This is a genomic window from Streptomyces sp. NPDC056128, assembly GCF_042263835.1.
Classification (GTDB): domain Bacteria; phylum Actinomycetota; class Actinomycetes; order Streptomycetales; family Streptomycetaceae; genus Streptomyces.
Map to the genome: position 1 here is coordinate 22,013 of NZ_JBHJVQ010000010.1, position 20,113 is coordinate 42,125.

Consider the following 20,113-nt stretch of genomic DNA (forward strand, 5'->3'; position numbering starts at 1 on the left):
CGTACGCGTGCGTGCCGGTCATGGTCTTCGGCCTTCTCTACAGTGCGCGCAGTCCGTCGATCACTTCGCGCAGAATCCGTTCGTCGGGCAACTGGGCGGGCGGCACCGGACGGCTGACGGTCACACAGCCCAGTTCCACCAGGTCCCCGAGGAGCACCCTGACGACGCCGACCGGGAGGTCGGCGTCCGCCGCGAGTTCGGCGACCGACTGGGTCTCGGTGCGGCACAGCTCGATCAGGGTCCGGTGTTCCGGTCCGAGCACGGTGGCGTCGCTGCCCGGCGCGCCCGGGACCCGCGTCACGAGGGCGATGAGGTCGAACCGCACGCCCGTGGGTCCGGGCCGGGTGCGTCCGCCGGTCATCGCGTAGGGGCGGACCAGGGGCCCCGCCTCGTTGTCGTACCACTGGCTGCCCGGCCGTTCCCGGCCGCCGTCCGTGCTCTCGTCGGTCATCCGTGCGGCCCTTCCGGGTCATCCGCCGAAGGGTGGCCGTGCGGCGGCGCGCGGCGCGGTGTGGAGGTGCTCGCCGACGCGTCTGACCAGCCGCGCCATCTCGTAGGCCACCAGGCCGATGTCGGCGCTCACGGCGGTGAGTACGGCCAGGCAGGAGCCGTCGCCCGCGGCGGCCACGAACAGGAAGCCGTCGTCCATCTCGACCATGGTCTGGCGCACGCCCCCGGCGCCGAAGTGCCGGCCCGCGCCCTTGGCCAGGCTGTGGAAACCGGAGGCGACCGCGGCCAGGTGTTCGGCGTCCTCCCGCCCGAGGCCGGCCGACGCGCCCACGGCGAGCCCGTCGTTCGACAGCACGACGGCATGCCGTACTTCGTGTACGCAGCCGACGAGGTCGTCCAGCAGCCAGTCGAGTTCGCGGGTCCGCCGGGCGGTCCCCGTGCCGGGGTCGTGGATCATGCGAGGTCTCCTTCGCTGCTGTGGCCGGCCTGCGGGGCCGGCTGCTCCGCGTGGCCGGGCCGGCGTCCACCGCCGCGCGTCCAGCCGTCGCGGTAGGCGGTCATGCGGTCCCGCACCACTTCGGGCGTGCGCTCTTCGTCTCCGCGCGCCTGGGGCGGCTGTGCGGGTTCTGCGGGGCGCCCGTCCCGCAGTTGGGGTGCGAGGCTGGCCTGGCGTACCCGCCGGGGCAGGTTGTCGGACTCCTCGGCCGGGTCCGGTGTGCCGACGCGGTCGCCATAGCCATCGCCGTCAGTGGAGTCGGCGGAGTCTTCGGGGACGTCAGGGGATCGGTGAAGTCGCAAGGCGGGGGCTCCTGGGGGCCGGTTCGGCGCCGCCGTCTCCACAGTCACCGGTGCGGCGGACGTCAGTGCCGGACGCCCGGACGGTGCGGGCACGGTCTCCCGGTGTGCGGCGGCGTGCGGCACGCGCGCGTACAGGCGATCCGCGGGTGGGGCCGCCTCGTGTGCCGCCCCTGGGGAGCGTTCCGCGGTTCCGCTGTGCAGGAGCACGGTGGGCAACAGGACGACGGCGGTGGTACCGCCGTAGGGCGAGGTCTTGAGGTGGACCTTGATGTCCTGCCGGGCGGCGAGCCGGCTGACGACGAACAGGCCGAGCCGATCGCTGTCGAACAGGTCGAGTGCCTCGGAGCGGGTGATGCGGTGGTTGGCCTCGGCGAGGGTGTCCTTGCCCATGCCGAGGCCGCGGTCCTCGACTTCGATCGCGTAGCCGTTGCCGACGGGTTCTCCGGTGACACGCACGCGCGTGTGGGGCGGGGAGAACTGCGCGGCGTTCTCGATGATCTCGGCCAAGAGGTGCGTGAGGTCAGCGACGGCCGCGCCGACGACGAACGCCTCGGGGAGCTGTCGTACCTCCACGCGTGCGTAGTCCTCCACTTCGGAGACGGCCGCACGGACCACGTCGGTGAGGGAGACCGGCATGCGCCAGGCCCGTCCGGGCGCCGCGCCGGAGAGGATGATCAGGCTCTCGGCGTGGCGCCGCATGCGGGTGGTGAGGTGGTCGAGGCGGAAGAGGTCGCTCAGTTCGTTCGGGTCGTCGGAGCGGCGTTCCATGCTGTCCAGGAGGCTCAGTTGGCGGTGGACGAGGACCTGGCTGCGGCGGGCGAGGTTCACGAAGACGCCGGAGATGCCACTGGCGAGTTCGGCGCGCTCCACCGCGGCCCGCAGCGCCGCCCGGTGCACGGTGCCCAGGGCTTCGGCGACCTGGCCGGCCTCGTCCTCGGCGGCCGGTTCGGGTGGCGCCTCGGACCGGATGTCGATCTCCTCCCCCGCGCGCAGTCTGCGCATGGCTTCCGGGAGCTTGTGCCGGGCGATCTCCAGGGCGCTGTTGCGCAGGCTCACCAGCTCGACCACCAGGCCACGGCCGATGCGGACGGAGATGACGAGCGACGCGACGACGGCGAGAAGTCCGAGGAGGACCGCGGCCCCGGCCGGGGTGAGCGCACCGCGGGTGAACGGATCGGCCCGGTCGGCCACTCCGCGCGCGGCGTCCTGCTCGATCGTCCGCATGCCGTCACGCACGCGCGCGTGGGCCCCGTCCCAGGCGGCGCGGGGTGCCGCCGCCTCGACCGGGCGGTCCTGCGCCGAGGGGTCCAGCAGGCCGTCCTCGGTCCGCCCCACGGTCGTGTAGGCGGCGTCGCGGGCGAGGTCCTGCCAGGCCGCGCGTTCGGAGCCGCGCAGGTCGGCGACGGCGGACTCGGTGAGACTCCGTCGCGTGTCGACGGCGCCGGTGAACAGCCGCAGCCGCTCGCCGTCGAGGCCGCCGGCGAGGCGGGCGGCGGCGAGCAGGGCGTTCTCCTGGGCCAGCGCCTCGCCCGCGCGGGCGAACTCGACCAGCACGCGCCCGTCGGAGCCCAGATCCGCGTCCTGGATTCCGCTCAGCGCGCCGCCCACCCGGAAGGCGGCCGAGATGGCCGTCGTGTACCGGCGGTAGGTCTCCTCCCAGTCGGTGCGGCGGTCCAGGACGGCGGTGCGCAGCGGTTCCAGCCGTTCGGCGCCGGTCACGAACGCGTCGAGCCGCCCTGCCACTCCGGCGGGCAGTTCCTCACCGTCGGCGACCGTGTGGCGGTCGCCGAGCCGCAGCTTCGCCACGGCGCGGTCGGTGCGCTCGGACAGTTCCCGGTAGTCGGCGTCCGGCACCGCCGACGGGTCGGTGGCGTGGCGCACGGCCGCGAGGCGCTCGGCCTGCAGGGCGGCCACGGCCGCGCCGACGGGGGCCCGGACGCCGGCGTCCACGCGCTGCACCTGCCGCAGCCGGGAGATGTCCTGAGCGGTGGTGACGGTGGCGTACCCCCACAGGGCCAGCAGGGAGACGACGGGCACCATCAGCAGGCAGACGATCCTGGCGCGCACGGTGCGGGGCTGGACGCGCCCGCGCCACTCGCGCGTGGCGGCCGTTTCGGGTGCCTCACCCGTGGGCTCCGCCGGGCCCTCGTCGGCGGGTGGTCCGGCGTGCGCGCGACGTCCGCGCGCGGGTCGCCGGGACGGCGTGTCGGCGCCGTTTGCGGGGGTCGTACGGGGTGTACGCATGGCCTCCTCGCTCGGGACGGGGGTCGGGACGTGGTCGCCGGGCCGTTGGCGCGGGTCCGCCGTCACCGGGCGGTGCTGCCGACGGGGCGGCGGGCCGCGGCGGACGCGTCGCGTTCCCCCGCCGTCGGTGACAGCGCGACGAAGGCCGAGGTCAGAAAGAGGTAGGACCCGAGGCCGACGGCGAGGGGGAAGATGAACTGCATCGCCGTGGCCCCGGGGAGCGTCTCGCCCGAGGGGGTGACCCGCAGGCTCACCGCGAACATGCCGGTGTAGTGCATGCTGCTCACCGCCGCCCCCATGATCAGTGAGGCAACGGTGACCGCGAGGGGCGACCTGATGTTGAGCGCGGCCCAGAGTGCCGCGGTGGCCGCGGCGACGGCGATGAGGACGGAGAGTGCGACGCGTACCGGGTCGTAGCTCACGGCTCCGTGCAGGCGCACGGCCGCCATGCCCAGATAGTGCATGCTCGCAACGCCGATCCCCGTGGTGAGTCCGCCGAGCAGGAGTGCCCGCGCGCGGTCGCGGCCGTAGCCGACCGCGAAGACGCCGGCGCAGACGACGAGCATCGCGACGAGCAGACTGGCGAGGGTGAGCGGCACGTCGTAGCGGATGTCGGTGCCGCTGACCCGGAAGCCGAGCATGGCGACGAAGTGCATCGTCCAGATGCCCGTGCCGATGGCCGAGGCCGCGGTCAGCAGCCAGTTGCGGCGCGAGCGCCCGGTGGTGGCGAGGGCGCGCACGGTGCAGCGCAGTCCGAGGGCCGCGCCGGTGCAGGCCATCGCGTACGACAGCACCGGGGTCAGCCAGCCGAGGGCGGCGTGGTCCAGGTGTCCCATGACCCCGGGACGCTAGTACCGGGAAGGGCGCACAACGGGGGCGCGTTTCGAAAGGTGTTGCTATCTGACACAGAGAAGCGATGGAACGATCGCGTCACGCTCGAACGTGTGCGCCTCGGCATCCCCCGCGCGTTTGGGGAATCATGCGGACCATGAGCGACGACCACACGCACGTCCAGGAGTTCTTCGGCGCCCGCGCGGCCGACTGGGACAGCCGGTTCCCCGACGACGGGCCCGCCTACGCGGCCGCGGTGGCCGAGCTGGGGTTGCGGGAGGGTGACCGGGTGCTCGACGCGGGCTGCGGCACCGGACGTGCCCTGCCGCCGCTGCGGGCGGCCGTGGGGCCGTCGGGGCTGGTCCTCGGGGCCGATCTGACACCTGCCATGCTCCAGGCCGCCGTACGGGCCGGGAGGGACCGTGACGGACGGTTGCTGCTGACCGATGTCGCCGCGCTGCCGTTGCGCTCGCGGTCGCTCGACGCCGTGTTCGCGGCGGGCCTCATCGCGCACCTCCCCCAGCCCGGCGGGAACCTGCGGGAACTGGCGCGCGTCGTGCGTCCCGGCGGAGTGCTGGCGCTGTTCCATCCGATCGGCCGGGCGGCGCTCGCGGCACGGCAGGGGCGGCGGATCACGCCGGACGACCTGCGCGCGCAGGCCAACCTGCGGCCGCTGCTGGCCGGTTCGGGGTGGCGCATGACGTCGTACGCCGACGAGGACGACCGCTTCCTGGCCCTGGCCGTGCGCGAGAGCTGAAGGTCCCCGCGCACGCCCGCGGCCTCCGGAGCCTCCCGGGCCGGCCTCGGCTCGCTGCGTGAGACGTTCGGCTCACTCGGCGGACGACGTGTCGATCTGGCGGACCGGGCAGCCCCGCACGCCGGGGACCGGGCGGGTGCCCGGCTCGGTCAGCAGGTAGCCCTTCGGGTAGCCCTTGATCTCCCGGTTCTGCCGGGCGTGGTGCGGGGCGCGCCGCGGGGGCATCAGCCGGACGGCGCGCCCGCGCAGCCGCACCGCGCGGCGCACGATCGCACGCGTGGTGGGGCTCGGCGGGGTGTACCGGAAGGCGCGCAGCAGGGGCTCGTCGAGCAGGGCGAGTGTCCCGGCGCGCAGGAGGGGCGCGAGGGGGCGCGGATACCAGGAGGCCATGAGGTCGAGGGTGGCGTCGGAGACCCGGCGGGCGCTCTCGTCCCAGGCGAAGTGGGCCGCCTCGTAGGCGTCGAGACAGTCTTCGAACTCCTCGTAGGACCCGGGGATGTCCTGGATTCCCATGTGCCGTCCCAGCGTGCGGTAGTGGACGGCGGAGGCGACGGTCTCGTGCCGCGACATCCTGCGCCATGCGTAGGCGTCGATCCAGCGTTTGGGAGTCACGACGAACGTGCACAGGACGTACCGCATGTCGTCGTTGCGGATGTCGTAGCTGCGGTGCATCCGGTTGATGCTGCGGATGGCGGTGCGGCCCTGCTCGCTGCCGAAACCGTGCTCGATGACGGCGTCGAGCAGCAGTGCCGTGTCGTCGTACCGCTTCTGCGTCCGGTCGGTGAACTCCGCCGTCTCGACCAGCAGCCGCCCGATGCTCGGCACGGCGTACGTGCGGAAGAGGGCCAGCTCCAGGGCACGGGTGAAGTCCCAGGGGAACTCGTAGGCCGAGGACAGCCGGTAGATCTCGGAGGCGTCCTCGTGGGGGTCCATACGCCGGATCTCCGCCAGCCGTTGGAAGCGCTTCACCGTGGCCGTCCCCTTCTGCCGCCGAGGCTTCAACTCTACGTTGAGTAGCAGGAGATGCACGATCGGCCATAGTGATCGGCAGGGGAGGGTGGTCCGCTTGTTCAGCAGGATCCGCGAAACTTGGGACAGATCTCGCGCCGCCCGGCGCACGGAGGGCAAGGCGGGAGGGGAACCGAGGTCGCACAATCTGTTCGAGGCCGCGGCCGCGTACGTCTCCGCGTGTGCGGACGACGATCAGGACCGGATCGACGAGGCGGCGGGGTGGGTGTCGCCGGAGGCTCTGTCGTTCGGGGTGAACGAGCTGGCGTGCCGCGCCGTGGTCGCGCTCGCGCGGGAGCGCGACCAGTCGCCGCGGGACGTCGCCCGCGCGCTCCTGGGGCTGCCCGCGACCTGACCGTCGTATCCCCGCGACGCGTGGTCGATTCGCCCCCGTCCAGCCGGAAAACTGCAGCTCGGGTGCGTCTGGGAGTCGTGACAAGGCATTCCCGGGCGCACTAGGGTGCGCGCCATTGGACGAACCGATGGGGAGGCTGGGATGGCCGGGACGGATGAGGACGCCGTCGCCGCCGCGGACGATGCGCTCTATGTGCTCACGGCGGTGCTGCTGACGCCGGCGAAGTTTCCGAGCGTGCTGGGCGACGACTACCCGGAGGCGTGCGCCGCGCTCGGTCTCCCGCCACTGGCCGACGGCTACGGACTGGTGCTCGGCCAGGACGGTGACGGTGCCCGGTGGACCGTCGTCGTCGACGACGTGTCGCTGGTGGCCGTCGCCGTGGCCTCCTGGGACTGCGGCATGGAGTACGACCTGTCGCCGGACGAGCGCACGGTCGTCGCGGCGCTGCCCGGCTGGCCCCTGGCGGTCGCCGTGGCGGCACCCGGCGTACCGGCGCCGCACGACCCCGGGCCCGAGACCGCCGACCAGCCCGCGCTGTGCCCGCCGGACACCACGGTGTGGGGGCCCGCCCAGCGGCGTCTGGGGGCCGACGAGATCGCCCTGCAGTGGGCGCAGTGGCGGGAGCAGATCGACGACGCGGAGTTCCCGACGGCGGGCGGCGGCGGTACCTCGTCCGACGCGCCTTCCGACGGCGTGGCGGCCGAAGCGAGCACCGGGGAGGTCACGCGCGACGACGCGCCGGTCTCGACCGGCGTCGCGGACGGCGAGGACGACGCGGCGGCCTCGGGGCACGGCGGAGTCCGGAGGGTGCTCGCGGAGGCGCGCTCCTACGTCGACACGCCCCCGCCGCTCGGCCGGGTCCGGTCGTCGTTCGCGCCGGGGGACGCGCGGACGCTGCGGGCCGACGGCCCCGGCTGGTCGCTTGTCGCCCGGACCGACGACATCGCCTTCATCCTGCTCGACGAGGAACCCGGTGAGGTCCTGCCGGTGGGCCGGGGGCCGTCGCTGCCCGGCCTCCTGGAAGCCCTCGACAAGATGGCCGTACGTCCGAGCTGACCAGGGGCGCCTGGGTCCCGACTGTCTTCAACCGCCATGACCGGCCTCCTCTCCATGTGGCTCCAGCCCATGGAAGGGGTCGTGGCGGGCCCCCACCATGGGGCAGCCCTCGACCTCACTCCCCCGTCGCGTCCGGAGGCCCTGATGCGTCTGCCCCGTGGTGTCCCGTTCCTCGCCGCCGTCCTGACGGCCGTCACGCTCACCGGACCGGCTCCCGCGGCCGCCGCCGCGGCGGAGACGGGCGGACACTGTGCCCGGCTGGAGCGCGTGCGGGTGCCGGGCGCCGCCCTGCAGCGCGGCGCCTGCCTGGACGATCTGACCACCACCGGGCTGGCGGGCACCCGGTACACCGACCTGGCCGACCAGGCCGGACTGACGGCCGCCGGCACCAGGACGCCGTCCGGCGTTCCGGGCATCCAGGTCGACGGGTACTTCCCGGACTCCTCCCGCTTCAACACGACGCACGGCTGGCGGCACGACGCGCAGTTCGTGATCCGGCTGCCGGACCACTGGAACGGTGGCCTGGTCGTGACGGGAGCGCCCGGGAACCGCAAGCAGTACGCCACGGACAAGGCGATCTCCGACCGGGTCCTCGCGCAGGGGTACGCGTACGCCGCCACCGACAAGGGGAACAGCGGAACCGACTTCTACCGGGACGGCGTCCGTCCCGGAGACGCGGTCGCCGAATGGAATGCGCGCACCACCGAGCTGACCCGGGCCGCCCGGCGGGTGGCGGCCCAGCGCTACGGCCACGCGCCACGTCGCACGTACATCACCGGCATCTCCAACGGCGGCTATCTCACCCGCTGGCAGCTGGAGAACCACCCCGGGCTCTACGACGGCGGCGTGGACTGGGAGGGAGCCCTGTGGACGGCGGACGGGCCCAGCCTGCTCACCTCGCTGCCGACCGCGGTCGCCCGGACGCTCGGGTCGGCCCGGGACGAGGACCTGTACGCGGCCGGGTTCGCCCGTGGCTCCGAGTTTCTGTGGCCGTACCACGAGAACGCCTACTGGGGCGTGACGCAGAAGATCTACCGGGCCGAGTTCGATCCGGCGTACGACCCGCGCTGCCCGGGCCCCTCGGCAGGATCCTCCTTGGAGGAGATTCTCGCGCCGTGCGCCTCCGACGCCGCCTATGACTACGCCGCACGTCCTGCCTCCGTCCATCGCGCGGTGGCCCGGGTGGCACTGACCGGACGCATCGGGAAGCCGTTGATCACGCTGCACGGCGATCTGGACGCGCTGCTGCCCAAGGCCGCCGACTCCGACGTGTACGCGCGCATGATCGACCGGCGCGGGCGAGGCGTGCTGCACCGCTACTACACGGTCCGGGGCGGGACCCATGTCGACGGGCTGTACGACACGTATCCCGACCGGCTGCGGCCGATCCTGCCCTGCTTCCGGTCGGCCTTCGACGCCCTGACCGCGTGGGTGGAGCGGGGCACGCCGCCGCCCGCGGACCACACGGTCGGCGAGCCCGCGGACGGCGACGTGATCGACTCCTGCCCCTTGCGCTAGCCGGGCACGCAGCGGCGCCGGCGCGTCAACGCCCTATCTCCCTGCGCGTGGTCCGACGCAGCCTGCGCCGCTGGGAGGGGTCCAGGGTGAGGTAAGCGGCGGCCGGGACTCCCAGAACTATCAGCAGGGCGGCCCACCAGGGCAGCCAGATCAGCAGGATGAGCCCGACCGCCACACCCCCTGCTGCGACCTTGGCGTTCTTCGACATGGTGTCGCCTCCTTCGCGGCCACTGCCGCTCTCTGTCCTGAAAACGGGCCCGCGCTCCCGGCGGTTCCGTACCGCGACCCTGAGACGTCCCTGAGTCCGGACCCCGACAACCCTGAGAGACCCGTCGGCGTATCCGCCCGCTCGTCGGCGCATCCATCCGTCCATCCGGGGAGAGAACACCTCTCCACTTGAATAGTGACCCATGCCACAGCTCATCCACACCCCGTGACCTCAGGAGTGGTGTACAGTCGGCCGCCGCATACTGGCTAGTCAAATTTGAGGAATACATCATCACCGTGCAGACCGCCCTCCCGGAAACCCCTTCCGAGATCTCCGCACTCGTCGGCTGCTGTGCTGTCTTCCTGCCCGGTGAACCCGGCCGCACCGGCGCCGTGGCGTTCTGGCGGCCCGACGGCGCCGCACCCGGAAGCGCCCCGCCGGGCGGCCGGGAGAACCCGACCGCCGAGGACCTCACCGTCGTCCTGCCCGACGGCGACGCTGTGGGACGGGTGAGCGTGCCCGCGGTGGTGCTGCCGCTCCGGGCGGCCCTGCCGGTCCTCACGCGCGCGCGTACCTCCGCGCACGCCCACCGGTCGTCGGTGTTCTGGGGCGCCGTCACCGTCGAGGCACTGCACCTGGTCGCGCGCGGGCTGCTGCTGCCCGGCCTGTCCACGGCCGACCACGATGCCTGGCGGGCCGGCCCGCTGGGCGCGGAGGAGACCGAGCGGGTCCGCCACCTCGCCGCCGCCATGCCGCCGGAGGCGCACGCGGTCCCGGTCGACGACACCGAACCGCCGCGGCTTCACGACCCGGAACGGCTGGTACGCGCCTTCCTGGACGCCGTGGCGGACACGCTGCCCCGCTCCCCCGCCGCCGCACTGGTGACGGCCGGGCCCGCCTACGCCTCGCGGGAACCGCGGCGGATGCCCGAACTGCGCGAGTGGGCCGCCGATGTCGCGGCGGGACACGACGCGGGTGTACGGCTGTCGTTGCGCGTGGAGGTGCGGGGCCTGTCGGCCGCCGCTCCCGCGGAGGAGAAGCCGGCGTTCCGGGCGGTGCTCCAGGTGCACAGCGTCAGCGACCCCGCGCTCGTCGCCGACACCGCCGAGGTGTGGGCCGGCACCGTGGGTGAGGCGTTCGGCACGCGCGCGCGTATGGACGCCCTGCTCGCCCTGCGCCGTGCGGCACGGGCCTGGCCGGCGCTCACACCACTGCTGTCGGCCGCGGTGCCGGACGCCGTCGAGCTCGCGGACGCGGACGTGACCGAGTTGCTCGGCACGGGGTCCCGGGCACTCGCGGGCGCGGGGGTCGACGTGCACTGGCCGAGGGAGCTGGCCCGCGATCTGACCGCACGCGCGGAGGTCGGACCGCCGGACGACGAGCGGGCGCCCCTTGCGGCCGTCGCAGAGGGCGGCTCTTCGTTGCTGTCCGCCGACGCGCTGCTCGCCTTCAACTGGACGTTCGCCCTGGGCGACAAGAGCCTCACGCGCGAGGAGCTGGACCTGCTCGCCGAGGCCGGCCGGCCGCTCGTGCGCCTGCGCGACCAGTGGGTGCTGGTCGACCCCGGGGAGGTCCACCGCGCCCGCGCCCGGCAGGACCACAAGGTCGCGCCGGTGGACGCGCTCGCGGCCGTTCTGACCGGCTCGACGGACGTCGACGGACACCGCGTCGAGGTGCGCCCCACGGGCTGGCTGGCGGCGCTGCGGGAGCGGCTGGCCGACCCCGAGGCGCAGGAGGCGGTCCCGCAACCCGCCGCCCTCGACGCCACGCTGCGCGACTACCAGCGGCGAGGGCTCAACTGGCTGGTCCGCATGACGTCACTGGGCCTCGGCTGCTGCCTCGCCGACGACATGGGCCTCGGCAAGACCATCACGCTGATCGCCCTGCACCTGCACCGGCAGACCGACCCGGCCGCCGCCGGACCCACCCTGGTGGTCTGCCCGACCTCCCTGATGGGCAACTGGCAGCGGGAGATCGAGCGGTTCGCGCCCGGCACACCGGTTCGCTGCTTCCACGGCACCCGACGTGACCTGAACGGCCTCGCGGACGGCGAGTTCGTGCTGACCACCTACGGGACCATGCGCCTGGACACCGAACGTCTCTCCGCCGTGCCGTGGGGCATGGTCGTGGCGGACGAGGCCCAGCACGTGAAGAACCCGTACTCGGAGACCGCGCGCCAACTGCGTTCCCTCGGCGCACGCGCGCGTGTGGCGCTCACCGGCACTCCGGTGGAGAACAACCTCTCGGAGTTGTGGGCCATTCTCGACTGGGCCACGCCGGGCCTGCTGGGCCGGCTCGGCACCTTCCGCCGTCAGTACGCCCAGGCCGTCGAGAGCGGCGAGGACCCTGCCGCGGCGGAGCGACTCGCCCGGCTCGTACGGCCCTTCCTCCTGCGACGCCGCAAGTCGGATCCGGGGATCGCACCGGAGCTGCCGCCGAAGACCGAGACCGACCGTCCCGTGTCGCTGACGGCGGAACAGACGGGCCTGTACGAGGCGGTGGTGCGCGAGGCGCTCGCGGAGATCGCCGGGGCCGACAGCATGGCGCGACGCGGCATGATCGTGAAACTGCTGACGAGCCTCAAGCAGATCTGCAACCACCCGGCGCAGTTCCTCAAGGAGGACCGGCCGCGGATCGGGGGCCGCTCGGGGAAGCTGGAACTGCTCGACGAGTTGCTCGACACGATCCTCGCCGAGGAGGCGAGCGTGCTGCTCTTCACGCAGTACGTGCAGATGGCCCGTCTCCTCGAACGGCACCTGGCCACTCGCGGCGTGGCGTCGCTGTTCCTGCACGGCGGCACGTCCGTCACGGCACGCGAGTCGATGGTCCGCCGGTTCCAGGACGGGGAGGTGCCGGTCTTCCTGCTGTCGCTGAAGGCGGCGGGCACCGGGCTCAACCTCACACGCGCGGAGCACGTCGTGCATTACGACCGCTGGTGGAATCCGGCGGTCGAAGCGCAGGCCACCGACCGCGCCTACCGCATCGGCCAGACCCGCCCCGTGCAGGTGCACCGGCTGGTCGCCGAGGGGACGATCGAGGACCGCATCGCCGCCCTGCTGCACCGCAAGCGGGAACTCGCCGACGCGGTACTGGGCACGGGCGAGGCGGCGTTCACGGAGCTGACGGACGCGCAACTGGCCGACCTGGTCGAACTGCGAGGGGGTACCCGATGACCCGGTACGACGACGACACGGAACGGACGTTCACCGCGCTGCCGCCCGCGCACGGACGGGGCTTCGCCCAGACCTGGTGGGGCCTGGCCTGGCTGAAGGCGCTGGAGGACGCGGCGATGGACGCGGCCCAGGTGAAGGCGGGCCGCCGTCTCGCACGCGCGGGAGCGGTCGGCGCCGTGTCGGTGCGGCCGGGGCGCATCACGGCCGTCGTCCAGGACCGCGATGGCACGGCACATCGGGCCGACGTCCTGCTGGAGCAGCTGTCCGACGCACAGTGGGATCGTTTTGTCGACATGGCGATCGAACGCTCCGGGCATGTCGCGGCACTGCTGGACCGGGACATGCCTCCGCACCTCGTGGAGGACGCGGCGACCGCCGGCATCGATCTGCTGCCCGGCATGGGCGACTTGGAGCCGGAGTGCGACTGCGGCGCCTGGGACCACTGCGGGCACACCGCCGCCCTCTGCTACCAGGTGGCCAGGCTGCTGGACCAGGACCCGTTCGTCCTGCTGCTGATCCGAGGCCGCACGCAAGGCGCCCTGCTCGAAGCACTCCAGGCGCAGGGCAGCGCACCCGCGCGGGAGTCCGCGTCCCGCAGGGAGGGCGTGGACGCCGGCGAGGCGTACGCGGCGGGGGACGTACTGCCTCCGCTGCCCGCGCCACCCGGACTCGGGGACGGCCCCGGCGTGCCGCCGTCCCTGGACACCGAGACGCCACCCCCGTACGGCGTCGATCCGTCCGCCGTGTCCTATCTGGCCTCCAGGGCGGCCGCGGACGCACACCGTCTGCTCGCCGAAGCCCTGCGCGGCGGGCACGAGCAGCAGGCCGCGGGCAGGGAGGCGACGGCGTCGCAGGACGCGGTACGACTGGCGGCGGGCGAGCCCGGACCCGACGTGCTGCACCGCCTCGGCGAGGGTTCGGGGCGCACCCCGGAGGCGCTGGCCGTCGCCGTAGGCGCGTGGCGGCTCGGCGGCGTGACCGCCCTGTCCGTGCTCGAGGAGGAGTGGGCGCCGGAGGGCGAGGCGCTCGCACGCGCGCGTGCCGCGCTGGAGTCGGCCTGGGAGGACGAAGAACGACCGTCGCTGCGGGCCCGGGCCAACCGGTGGACCGTCGTCGGGGAACCGCGGCAGCTCCGCCTGGACCACGACGGCCGTTGGTGGCCGTACCGCAAGGAGCGCGGTCGCTGGGTGCCCGTGGGCGGGCCGGTCCAGGACCCGGCGACGGCGCTGGCCTCGGCCGCCCTGGGGACGGTGGACCAACCCTGACGTCCCGGCCCCCGCGCGGCGGCGCGCTTCCCGCGTGAGGGCTCCGGCCTCCTTCCGGCACACGGAAGGAGGCCGGAGCCGCCCCGTCCGCGACGGGCCCCTCCGTGGCGCCTCAGCGGGCGCCGAGGAGGTGATCCATGGCGAGCTGGTCGAGGTGCTCGAACGCCATACCGCGCGCGGCGGCCGCGTCCACGTCGAAGGTGTCGTACGCGGTCGGGTCGGCCAGCAGTGCCGCCAGGCCGTCCTCGGCGGTCGGGCGGGCCAGCTCGTCCAGGCGGGCCGCGGCCAGGGCCTCCCGCACCTGCGGGTCGGCGCGGAAGGAGGCCGCGCGGTCCTTGAGGATCAGGTAGTTGCGCATGCAGCCGGCCGCGGACGCCCACACGCCGTCGAGGTCCTCGGTGCGGGGCGGCTTGAAGTCGAAGTGCCGCGGGCCCGCGTATCCGGCCCGCTCCAGCAGGTCGACGAGCCAGAACGCCGCCCGCAGGTCGCCCGCGCCGAACCGCAGGTCCTGGTCGTACTTGATGCCGGACTGGCCGTTGAGGTCGATGTGGAACAGCTTGCCCGCCCACAGCGCCTGCGCGATCCCGTGCGGGAAGTTCAGGCCCGCCATCTGCTCGTGGCCGACCTCCGGGTTGACGCCGTACAGCTCCGGCCGCTCGAGGCGCTCGATGAACGCCAGCGCGTGGCCCACCGTCGGCAGCAGGATGTCACCGCGCGGCTCGTTGGGCTTCGGTTCGATCGCGAACCTCAGGTCGTAGCCCTGCTCGGTGACGTACTCGCCCAGCAGGTCGAAGGCCTCCTTCATCCGATCCAGGGCGTCCCGTACGTCCTTGGCCGCACCGGACTCCGCGCCCTCCCGGCCGCCCCAGGCGACGTACACGCTCGCGCCCAGCTCGACCGCGAGGTCGATGTTGCGGATCGTCTTGCGCAGGGCGTACCGGCGCACGTCCCGGTCGTTCGCCGTGAAGGCGCCGTCCTTGAACACCGGGTGCGTGAACAGGTTCGTCGTCGCCATCGGCACCTTCATGCCGGTGGCGTCCAGGGCCTGCCGGAAGCGCTTGACGTGCGCCTCCCGCTCCGAGTCGCTCGACCCGAACGGGATCAGGTCGTCGTCGTGGAACGTGACGCCGTGGGCGCCCAGCTCGGCCAGACGACGCACCGATTCCGCCGGGTCCAGGGCGTGCCGGGTGGCGTCGCCGAACGGATCACGGCCCTGCCAGCCGACCGTCCACAAACCGAACGTGAACCTGTCCTCGGGAGTGGGCTGGTAGTTCATTCCGCGGCTCCTCACTCGCTGCCGATCACTCGCTGCAGACTATTTCGTCATGGCGCTTTACAAATTAGTATGCACACACGGTCCTGGGAAGGGACAAGGTGTGCCAGTGCCCGAAGCAGTGCAGTCCGGGAAGAGGGAGTAGACCGATGTCAGCAGCCGAGGGTCCGCTCGTCGTCGGTGTGGACACATCCACTCAGTCCACGAAGGCGCTGGTCGTCGACGCGGCCACCGGCCAGGTCGTCGCGAGCGGCCAGGCCCCCCACACCGTGTCCTCCGGAGCCGGCCGTGAGAGCGATCCGCGCCAGTGGTGGGACGCGCTGGGTGAGGCGCTGCGCCAGTGCGGCGACGCCGCCCGCGAGGCCGCCGCGGTGTCGATCGGCGGGCAGCAGCACGGGCTCGTCACCCTGGACGCCCAGGGCGAGCCGGTGCGCCCGGCGCTGTTGTGGAACGACGTGCGTTCCGCCCCGCAGGCCCGGCGTCTGATCGAGGGGCTGGGCGGGCCCAAGTCCTGGGCGGAGCGCACGGGCAGCGTGCCGAGCGCGTCCTTCACGGTCACCAAGTGGGCCTGGCTGGCCGAACACGAGCCGGACGCGGCCCGCGCGGTGAAGGCCGTACGCCTCCCGCACGACTACCTCACGGAGCGGCTCACCGGCGAGGGGACCACCGACCGGGGCGACGCGTCCGGCACCGGCTGGTGGGCGTCCGGCACGGAGGCGTACGACGAGGACATCCTCGCGCGCGTGGGCCTCGACCCGGCGCTGCTGCCCCGGGTGGTCCGGCCCGGCGAGGTGGCCGGCACCGTCCGCGACGGCCACGGCCTGCCGTTCACGAAGGGCACCCTGGTCGCCGCGGGCACCGGTGACAACGCGGCCGCCGCTCTGGGACTCGGGCTCCGTCCCGGTGTGCCGGTGATGAGCCTCGGCACGTCCGGCACCGTGTACGCCGTCTCGCGGCGGCGCCCCGCGGACCCGACCGGCACGGTGGCGGGTTTCGCCGACGCGCGCGGCGACTGGCTGCCGCTCGCCTGCACCCTGAACTGCACGCTCGCCGTGGACCGCGTGGCGACCCTGCTGGGCCTGGACCGGGAGGCAGTCGAACCCGGCACCGAGGCGACGCTCCTGCCCTTCCTGGACGGCGAACGCACCCCCAACCTCCCGCACGCCTCCGGCCTCCTGCACGGACTGCGGCACGACACGACCGCCGGTCAGCTGCTCCAGTCCGCGTACGACGGTGCGGTCCACTCGCTGCTCAACGCCCTCGACCTGGTGCTCGACGCCGACGCCGACCCGTCGGCGCCGCTGCTCCTGATCGGCGGCGGTGCGCGTGGGGGCGCCTGGCAGGAGACGGTACGGCGGCTGTCGGGGCGTCCCGTCCAGATCCCCGAGGCGAAGGAACTGGTCGCGCTCGGCGCCGCGGCACAGGCCGCCGGCCTGCTGACCGGCGAGGACGCCGCCGCGGTCGCCCGGCGCTGGAACACGGCGGCCGGACCGGTGCTCGACGCCGTGGAGCGGGACGAGGCGACGCTGGCGAGGATCACCGGGGTACTCTCCGACGCGGCACCGCTGCTGGAGCGGTCCACGGATTCCCGCTGAGGACGCGGTGACCCGGGCGACGACCGACCGAGGAATGACGGAGGCATGACCGCACCGCCGCACGAAGCCGAACCGGCCCGGCACGGGCGCACGCTTCCGGACACCCAGCAGGGGATGCGCCGCCGGAATCTCGCCCGGGTGATGCACACCGTCAGCGCGGAGGGACCGCTGTCCCGGGCCGCCGTCGCCTCTCGGATCGGGCTGACACGCGCGGCGGTCTCGACCCTAGTCGACGAACTCATCCGCTCCGGCCTGCTCGAAGAGCTGGGTCCCGAGCGGCCGGGCCGGGTGGGGCGGCCCGGGTCGGCGCTCGCCGTCAGCGCGCGGGGCCCGGCGGGCATCGGCGCGGAGGTCGGCGTCGACCATCTCGCGGTCTGCGCGGTCGATCTGCGCGGCCAGGTGCGGTCTCGTGCCGTGCGGTACGGCAGCAACCGGGACAGCTCCATCGAGCCGGTGGTCGAGCGGCTCACCGCTCTGGTGCGGCAGGTCGTCACGGAGGCCGAGTCCGAAGGGCTGTGGCCGGCCGGGCTGGCGGTGGCCGTGCCGGGTCTCGTGGCGCGCGACGGCCGCACCGTCGTACGCGCCCCGAACCTGGACTGGCACGACGCCGACCTCGGCGCGCTGCTGCCCGCGGACCTGCCGCTGACCGTGGACAACGAGGCCAACTTCGGGGCGCTCGCCGAACTCTGGCTCGGCGACGGGACGCCCCGGGACTTCCTGCACGTCTCGGCCGAGATCGGTATCGGCGCGGGCGTGGTCTTCGACGGACGGCTGCTGCGCGGTACGCGCGGATTCGCGGGCGAGTTGGGTCATGTGCCGGTCCGGCCCGACGGCCCGGAGTGCCCCTGCGGCGGGCGCGGGTGCCTGGAGCAGTACGCGGGTGAGAAGGCGGTGCTGCGCGCCGCCGGCGTGGAGCCGGGCGAGGACCGTGTCGGGCTGCTCGCCGGACGGGCCGCGGAGGGCGACGAGGACGTGCGGCGCGCCCTGCGCGAGGCGGGCACGGCGCTCGGCATCGCGCTGACCGGCGCGGTCAACCTGCTGGATCCCGAGAGCGTGGTGCTGGGCGGCGCGCTGGCCGGACTCGCGCCCTGGCTGCTGCCGTCGTTGCGCGACGAACTGGCCCGGCGCACGGCCGGACCCGCCTGCCCGGTCTCGGTGTCGGACCTGGGACCGCAGGGGCCGCTGCTCGGCGCGGCGCACTCGGTGGTGCGGGCGGTCCTGGACGACCCGGCGGTGGTGGCGGAGCGCGCCTGAGCCGTTCAGGGGCTCGGCGAGGGGTCCACTCACGCCTCTCTTTCACTCGATCGAGTGAGCGTGATGTCCACAAGGCGGTGGCCGTCCACGGAACGGCGCGGCGTTCTTCTGCGCAATCCCCGTCCCCCGTACGGTGATTGCGCGGACGCACCCCGCAGGCAGGGTGGACGGACCGTCGGCGTTGCCCTCCTCGGCAGGGCCGGACTTCTCCTCAGCATGACCGAACAGCTGAGCACCCACTCCCCCCACCGGGCTCCAGGGCCCACCGAAGAAAGGGCAGTCCCATGGACAGGGAAAGGACAGCTCCGGTTCCGACCAGGCGGCGGATTCTGATGGGCGCCGCGCTCGCCACCGTCCCGTTCACCCTGCTCTCCGGTACGCCGGCCGCCGCGCGGGCCCGGGCGGTCGACTACCCCTCCGCCGAGTGGCAGCCCGCGACGACGTCCAACTACAGTCGGTCCAGCAGGCCCACGGCCTATCCCGTCGACTACGTGGTCATCCACGTCACGCAGGAGACGTACGCCGACACCCTCTCCATCTTCCGCGACCCCGAGAGGCAGGTCTCCGCGCACTACGTCGTCCGGTCCGCCGACGGACACGTGGCGCAGTGCGTCCGTGAGGTGGACATCGCCTGGCACGCGGGCAACTGGGACTACAACACCCGCAGCATCGGCATCGAACACGAGGGGTGGGTGGACCAGCCGGCGTACTTCACGGACGCGATGTACGAGCAGTCGGCCCGGCTCACCGCGGCGATCTGCACCACGTACGGCATCCCCATGGACCGCACGCACATCATCGCGCACCACGAGGTTCCCGGCAGCGACCACACGGACCCGGGGCCGAACTGGGACTGGACCCGCTACATCAGACTGGTCAACCTGGCCTCAGCCCCGGCGGATCCCACGTCGCGCTGATCCGGCTGGTCGAAGAGGTTGTCCGCGCGTATCGGCGGAGTGACGATGTCTCCCATCCCATCACTGTCCGGGGAGGCCGAGTTGACTGATTCATGGCTGGCTCTGGAACCGGGGGCCGACCCCGCCGAACGTGCCCGGACGCTGCGCCGCGCGCACGAGACGTTCACCGCGGCGGGCACGGTGTCGCGACCCGTGCGCGCCGTGGTGGCGGAGTCCTGGCGGCGGTCGGTCCGGGCGGGGGTGGGGCCGGACGGCACGGCGAGCGTGGAGCTGATGGACGGCGACCTCGGTGCCTACCGTGCCGAGCATCCGCTGGCGCGCGTGATGCCGCTGGTCCGGGAGCTCCTGGGCACCTTCGCCGCCGACGGCGAGCATCTGCTCGCCGTGTGCGACGCGCACGGCAGACTGCTCTGGGTGGAGGGGCATCCGGCCACTCGGCGGCGCGCGGGACGGATGAACTTCGTGCCGGGTGCGCGGTGGGCGGAGTCGGCGGTCGGGACGAACGCGCCGGGCACGGCGATATCCGTCGGCCGTCCGGTCCAGGTCTTCACGGCGGAGCACTTCATACGCCGGGTGCAGCCGTGGACGTGCGCGGCGGCCCCGGTGCACGATCCGCGCACCGGGCGGGTGCTGGGCGCCGTGGACATCACCGGCGGGGACGGGCTGGCGCACCCGCACAGCCTGGGCTTCGTACAGGCGGTGGCGCGTGCCGCCGAGTCACAGCTGGCCCTGCTCGCTCCGGAGACACCCGCGGGCGAGGCCGCCGAGCTGACCGCGCTGGGCCGTGACGAGGCTCTGCTGAGCGCGGACGGCCGCAGGGTCCGGCTGAGCCGACGGCACAGCGAGATCGTCGTGCTGCTGGCCCAGCATCCGGAGGGCCTGACCGGCGACGAGTTGCTGTGCGCGCTGTACGAGGACGAGACGGTACCGCCGGTGACCCTGCGGGCCGAGCTGGCCCGGCTGCGCGGCATCGTGGGGCCCGGCCGGCTGGCGTCCCGGCCGTACCGGCTCACGATGCCCGTGGAGTCCGACGCCGCCGTCGTCGAGCGTCGGCTGCGGGCGGGTGCGGTCACCGGGGCGGCGACGGCGTACGCCGGTCCGCTGCTGCCCGGGTCCCAGGCCCCGGCGGTGGTGCGGCTCCGGCGCCGCCTCGCCGACGGGCTGCGGGCCGCGCTGATCGCCCGCCGCGATCCCGACCTGCTGGCCGACTGGGCGCACGCACCGTGGGGTGAGGACGATCTCGACGTCTGGCGCGCGCTCGCCACGGTCCGGCCCACGGCGGCGACCCGGTCCCGGCTCGCCGCGCTGGAGTCGGAACTGACGGCGCCGGGCCGGTGGTGACCGTCGTCCACGCAACGTGTCTGCAACGTCCCGCTGCCTAGCCTCACGCGCAGAGCTGTCCAACGGCGGG

At 73.7% G+C, this 20,113-nt stretch carries 17 protein-coding genes; 10 read left to right on the top strand and 7 right to left on the bottom strand.

The window, feature by feature from the left end:
* Positions 1 to 37: 37 nt before the first annotated feature.
* The 4 genes from ACFC1X_RS20450 to ACFC1X_RS20465 all read right to left on the bottom strand — a co-directional run bounded on the left by ACFC1X_RS20450 (position 38) and on the right by ACFC1X_RS20465 (position 4,328).
* Positions 38 to 451, bottom strand: a complete 414-nt coding sequence (locus ACFC1X_RS20450) for a DUF742 domain-containing protein (RefSeq protein ID WP_376355569.1) — start codon at positions 449 to 451, stop codon at positions 38 to 40.
* An 18-nt stretch (positions 452 to 469) separates the two neighbouring features.
* A complete protein-coding gene (locus ACFC1X_RS20455) occupies positions 470 to 907 on the bottom strand; it encodes a roadblock/LC7 domain-containing protein (RefSeq protein ID WP_161328264.1) in 438 nt (145 codons plus the stop codon).
* Positions 904 to 3,492 (bottom strand): nitrate- and nitrite sensing domain-containing protein, encoded by a 2,589-nt coding sequence (locus ACFC1X_RS20460; RefSeq protein ID WP_376355571.1) that lies wholly within the window; start codon positions 3,490 to 3,492, stop codon positions 904 to 906. The genes ACFC1X_RS20455 and ACFC1X_RS20460 overlap by 4 nt, the downstream gene beginning before the upstream one ends.
* Positions 3,493 to 3,554: 62 nt before the next feature.
* Positions 3,555 to 4,328, bottom strand: a complete 774-nt coding sequence (locus ACFC1X_RS20465) for an MHYT domain-containing protein (protein ID WP_376355573.1) — start codon at positions 4,326 to 4,328, stop codon at positions 3,555 to 3,557.
* A 152-nt stretch (positions 4,329 to 4,480) separates the two neighbouring features.
* Between ACFC1X_RS20465 and ACFC1X_RS20470 the strand changes: the two genes are divergently transcribed.
* A complete protein-coding gene (locus ACFC1X_RS20470; RefSeq protein WP_376355576.1) occupies positions 4,481 to 5,080 on the top strand; it encodes a class I SAM-dependent methyltransferase in 600 nt (199 codons plus the stop codon).
* Positions 5,081 to 5,152: 72 nt separating this feature from the next.
* On the opposite strand, the gene ACFC1X_RS20475 is transcribed toward ACFC1X_RS20470, so the two are convergent.
* The gene (locus ACFC1X_RS20475) at positions 5,153 to 6,049 is read right to left on the bottom strand and encodes an oxygenase MpaB family protein (protein WP_376355578.1); all 897 of its coding nucleotides are present in this window, start codon (positions 6,047 to 6,049) and stop codon (positions 5,153 to 5,155) included.
* A gap of 97 nt (positions 6,050 to 6,146) precedes the next feature.
* Between ACFC1X_RS20475 and ACFC1X_RS20480 the strand changes: the two genes are divergently transcribed.
* From ACFC1X_RS20480 to ACFC1X_RS20490, 3 genes are all read left to right on the top strand, one after another.
* Positions 6,147 to 6,443: a hypothetical protein gene (locus ACFC1X_RS20480; protein WP_376355580.1), complete on the top strand. Its 297-nt coding sequence runs from the start codon at positions 6,147 to 6,149 to the stop codon at positions 6,441 to 6,443.
* A gap of 141 nt (positions 6,444 to 6,584) precedes the next feature.
* Entirely contained in the window at positions 6,585 to 7,499 is a 915-nt protein-coding gene (locus ACFC1X_RS20485; RefSeq protein ID WP_376355582.1) for a hypothetical protein, read from the top strand.
* A 144-nt stretch (positions 7,500 to 7,643) separates the two neighbouring features.
* On the top strand, positions 7,644 to 9,017 hold the full coding sequence (locus ACFC1X_RS20490) for a tannase/feruloyl esterase family alpha/beta hydrolase (RefSeq protein ID WP_376355584.1): 1,374 nt from the start codon (positions 7,644 to 7,646) through the stop codon (positions 9,015 to 9,017).
* A gap of 25 nt (positions 9,018 to 9,042) precedes the next feature.
* On the opposite strand, the gene ACFC1X_RS20495 is transcribed toward ACFC1X_RS20490, so the two are convergent.
* The gene (locus ACFC1X_RS20495; protein ID WP_122620855.1) at positions 9,043 to 9,225 is read right to left on the bottom strand and encodes a hypothetical protein; all 183 of its coding nucleotides are present in this window, start codon (positions 9,223 to 9,225) and stop codon (positions 9,043 to 9,045) included.
* Between the two features lie 296 nt (positions 9,226 to 9,521).
* On the opposite strand from ACFC1X_RS20495, the gene ACFC1X_RS20500 reads away from it, so the two are divergent.
* A complete protein-coding gene (locus ACFC1X_RS20500; protein WP_376355586.1) occupies positions 9,522 to 12,398 on the top strand; it encodes a DEAD/DEAH box helicase in 2,877 nt (958 codons plus the stop codon).
* The gene (locus ACFC1X_RS20505) at positions 12,395 to 13,663 is read left to right on the top strand and encodes an SWF or SNF family helicase (RefSeq protein ID WP_376355588.1); all 1,269 of its coding nucleotides are present in this window, start codon (positions 12,395 to 12,397) and stop codon (positions 13,661 to 13,663) included. Before ACFC1X_RS20500 ends, ACFC1X_RS20505 begins: the two co-directional genes overlap by 4 nt.
* A 112-nt stretch (positions 13,664 to 13,775) precedes the next feature.
* Here ACFC1X_RS20505 and xylA read toward each other — a convergent pair whose 3' ends face one another.
* A complete protein-coding gene (xylA, locus tag ACFC1X_RS20510; RefSeq protein ID WP_376355590.1) occupies positions 13,776 to 14,939 on the bottom strand; it encodes a xylose isomerase in 1,164 nt (387 codons plus the stop codon).
* Between the two features lie 146 nt (positions 14,940 to 15,085).
* On the opposite strand from xylA, the gene xylB reads away from it, so the two are divergent.
* From xylB to ACFC1X_RS20530, 4 genes are all read left to right on the top strand, one after another.
* Entirely contained in the window at positions 15,086 to 16,531 is a 1,446-nt protein-coding gene (xylB, locus tag ACFC1X_RS20515; RefSeq protein ID WP_376355592.1) for a xylulokinase, read from the top strand.
* Positions 16,532 to 16,576: 45 nt separating this feature from the next.
* Positions 16,577 to 17,785, top strand: coding sequence for an ROK family protein (locus ACFC1X_RS20520; protein WP_376355594.1), 1,209 nt, complete (start codon positions 16,577 to 16,579; stop codon positions 17,783 to 17,785).
* Positions 17,786 to 18,069: 284 nt separating this feature from the next.
* Positions 18,070 to 18,702 (top strand): N-acetylmuramoyl-L-alanine amidase, encoded by a 633-nt coding sequence (locus ACFC1X_RS20525; protein ID WP_376355596.1) that lies wholly within the window; start codon positions 18,070 to 18,072, stop codon positions 18,700 to 18,702.
* A gap of 45 nt (positions 18,703 to 18,747) precedes the next feature.
* Entirely contained in the window at positions 18,748 to 20,043 is a 1,296-nt protein-coding gene (locus tag ACFC1X_RS20530) for a GAF domain-containing protein (RefSeq protein ID WP_376355598.1), read from the top strand.
* Positions 20,044 to 20,113: the final 70 nt, after the last annotated feature.